The 2,997-nt window shown below is 63.9% G+C and carries 5 protein-coding genes; all 5 read right to left on the bottom strand.

Annotation, left to right across the window (positions count from 1 at the left end):
* Positions 1-501: FAD-dependent oxidoreductase (locus HX846_RS18495; protein ID WP_178965857.1), on the bottom strand; the 501-nt coding region annotated here is incomplete at its 3' end.
* Complete coding sequence (locus HX846_RS18490) at positions 498-788, bottom strand: (2Fe-2S)-binding protein (RefSeq protein ID WP_003218277.1); 291 nt, start codon at positions 786-788, stop codon at positions 498-500. The genes HX846_RS18490 and HX846_RS18495, both read right to left, overlap by 4 nt.
* Positions 788-1,582: an ABC transporter permease gene (locus HX846_RS18485; RefSeq protein ID WP_003218275.1), complete on the bottom strand. Its 795-nt coding sequence runs from the start codon at positions 1,580-1,582 to the stop codon at positions 788-790. The genes HX846_RS18490 and HX846_RS18485 overlap by 1 nt, the downstream gene beginning before the upstream one ends.
* Positions 1,583-1,586: 4 nt before the next feature.
* Positions 1,587-2,432, bottom strand: coding sequence for an ABC transporter permease (locus tag HX846_RS18480; RefSeq protein WP_003218273.1), 846 nt, complete (start codon positions 2,430-2,432; stop codon positions 1,587-1,589).
* Positions 2,429-2,997, bottom strand: a 569-nt coding sequence (locus HX846_RS18475; protein WP_178965856.1) for an ABC transporter ATP-binding protein, incomplete at its 5' end; no start/stop codon positions are given. The genes HX846_RS18480 and HX846_RS18475, both read right to left, overlap by 4 nt.

Below are 2,997 nucleotides of genomic sequence, written 5' to 3'. Positions count from 1 at the left end.
GTACTGATACGCCACCAGGTACAGCAACGGCCCGCTGCCGCAGAACGCGACACGCTCACCGATGGCGCAGCCTTGATACTTCAGCGCGATTTGCGCCGCGCCCAGGCTGTACACACCGGGCAGCGTCCAGCCCGGCACGGGCAGGATGCGGTCGGTGGCGCCCGTGGCGACGATGATCTGCGTGTATTCGATGCTTTCGGCGTGGCCGTTGTTGAGCATGTCCAGGCGGCCATTTTCCGCATTCCACACCAGGGTTTCCGGCCGGTAGTCGATCCGGGTGGCCAGCTCATCCATGGTGCGATGCAGCGCTGTCGCCTTGCCCGCTTCAAACCCATACAGCTGCTTGGCCGAGCGCTGGAAGTTCGCCGGCTGGCGCCGATAGATCTGGCCGCCACCGCGCAGGCTCTCGTCCACCAACACCGGGGTTACGCCATGGTCCAGCAAGGTCCGGGCTGCGGTAATGCCCGCTGGGCCTGCGCCCACTATCACCACGCTCTTCATGCCTGGCGCCCCGGGTCACGGCGAATCGCCTGGCCGTCTTCCAGCAAGGTCGAACAGGCGCGCACTCGCCGACCATCTTCCAGGCGTACCCAGCAATCCTGGCAGGCCCCCATCAAGCAGAAACCGGCGCGGCGTTCGGCGCTGAAATCACTGCCCCGCAGGTGCTCGGCGCAGGTCAGTACGGCAGTCAGCAAGGTGTCCCCAAGCAGGCCCGTGGCAGGCTGCCCATCGAGGGTGAACGCCAGGCTGGGCCGCTCGGTCTCGGCCAGTCGTTTGAACAGTGCCATCAATGTTTCCCTACCAACACGCGATCCAGGCCGTAGACCCGGTCCAGCAGAATCATGGCCGCCGCCGTCAACCCGATCACCAGCGCCGACACGGCCGCCATCATCGGGTCGATGGATTCGGTGGCGTACACGTACATGCGCACCGGCAAGGTCTGGGTGGCCGGCGAGCTGACAAAGATCGACAGGGTCACTTCATCGAAACTGTTGATGAACGCCAGCAACCAGCCGCCGGCCACGCCGGGCAGAATCATCGGCAAGGTGATCTGGCGAAACAGGGTGAAGCGGCTGGCGCCGAGGGATTCGGCAGCCTGCTCGGCGCTGCGGTCAATGCCGATGGCGGCCGCCAATACCAGGCGCAATACGTAAGGCGTGATGATCACCACGTGGGCCAGCATCAACCAGGTGAAGCTGCCGTTGACGCCCATCATTGCGAACAGCCGCAGCATCGCCACCCCCAGCACCAGGTGCGGGATGATGATCGGCGAGAGGAACAGCGCACTGAAGAAGTTACGGCCGGGGAACTGGTAGCGACTGATTGCCAGCGCCGCCGGCACCGCGATCAACGTCGCCAGGGTGGCGGCAACGAACGCCAGGACCAGGCTGTTGTAGAACGCCTGGATAAAGTCCGCGCGCTCGAACACCGCATGAAACCAGCGCAGGGAGAAGCCCGAAGTGGGCAGGCTCAAGGTATTTTCCGGGGTGAAGGCCACGAGGCACACCACCACCAGCGGCGCCATCATGAACAGCACCACCAGGCCGTGAAAGCCCAGGGCCAAAGGACCGTTTCTGGACATCGTCTTATACTCCCAGGGACTTTTTGTAGCGGCCTTCGACCATGCGGTTCCAGCTCAGCATGATCAGCAAGTTGACCAACAGCAACACCACCGCGATGGTCGCGCCCATGGGCCAGTTGAGTTCCGAGAGGTATTGGTCGTAGACCACCGTGGCGACCATCTTCAGGCGGCGTCCGCCCAGCAGGCCGGGGATCGCGAAGGAGCTGGCAGCCAGGCCGAACACGATCAGGGTGCCGGACAGCACGCCGGGCATCACCTGCGGCAACACGATCTTGCGCATCACCGTGGCCTGGCTGGCACCCAGGGACAGCGCCGCCTGTTCCGCCGACGGGTCGAGCTTCTGCAGGGAGGTCCACACCGGGATGATCATGAACGGCAGCATCACGTGCACCAGTGCGATGATCACGGCGAACGAGGTGTACAGCAGCTTCACCGGCTTGCCGCCCAGGGCCTGGATCACCTGGTTCACCAGGCCATCGGCACCCAGCAGCAGGCTCCAGCCGAAGGCCCGCACCACCACCGAAATCAGCAGCGGGGTGAGGATCAGGATCAGGAAGATCGAGCGCCATGGCGTGCCCATGCGGCTGAGGATGTAGGCCTCGGGCACGCCGATCACCACGCAGAGCAAGGTCACCAGGGCACTGATCCAGAAGGTGCGCCAGAAGATCTCGTAGAAGTACGAATCGCTGAACAGCGACAGGTAGTGGGCGAAGGTCCACTCATCGGCCTTCACCCCTACCTGATAGTCGAACACGTTGAACGACAGCACCAGTGTCAGGCCCAGGGGCAGGATCAGCAGCCCGAAAAACAACACCAGCGCCGGCAACGACAACAGGTAGCCACGGCTCATGCGCGCACCTCATCCGCGGCCAGCACCCGCAACAGGTTCGACTCCCAGTCCAGGCCCACTGCAGCGCCGCAAGCCAATGGCGCGCTGCCGTCATTGCGGCGGACCACGGTCAGCTCGCCGATCTCGGTCTTGATGCGATACAGCCATTGGCTGCCGAAGAAGTAGCTGTCGAGGATCTTGCCTTGCAGCCGGCCGTTGCCGGCGGCCACCAGGTCGATCTTTTCCGGGCGCAGGCTCAGGGTCAGCTCGCCGTTGCCCGGCTCGAAGCGCACTTGCGGCGCGCCGAGTTGATCGAAATCGCCCGCCAGCAGGTTGGCCTTGCCGACAAAATCCGAGATGAAGCGCGTGCGCGGGTGTTCATAGAGTTTGTACGGCGCGTCGATTTGCGTCACGCGCCCGGCCTGCATCACTACTACCCGGTCGCTGATGGACAGCGCTTCGGCCTGGTCGTGGGTGACCATCAGGGTGGTGATCCCGACTTCACACTGGATGCGACGGATCTCGAACTGCATCTCTTCGCGCAGGTTGGCGTCGAGGTTGGAGAGGGGCTCGTCCAGCAGCAACA

The organism is Pseudomonas sp. K5002, assembly GCF_013386655.1.
GTDB lineage: Bacteria > Pseudomonadota > Gammaproteobacteria > Pseudomonadales > Pseudomonadaceae > Aquipseudomonas.
This window is presented reverse-complemented; position numbering and strand designations above follow the sequence as displayed.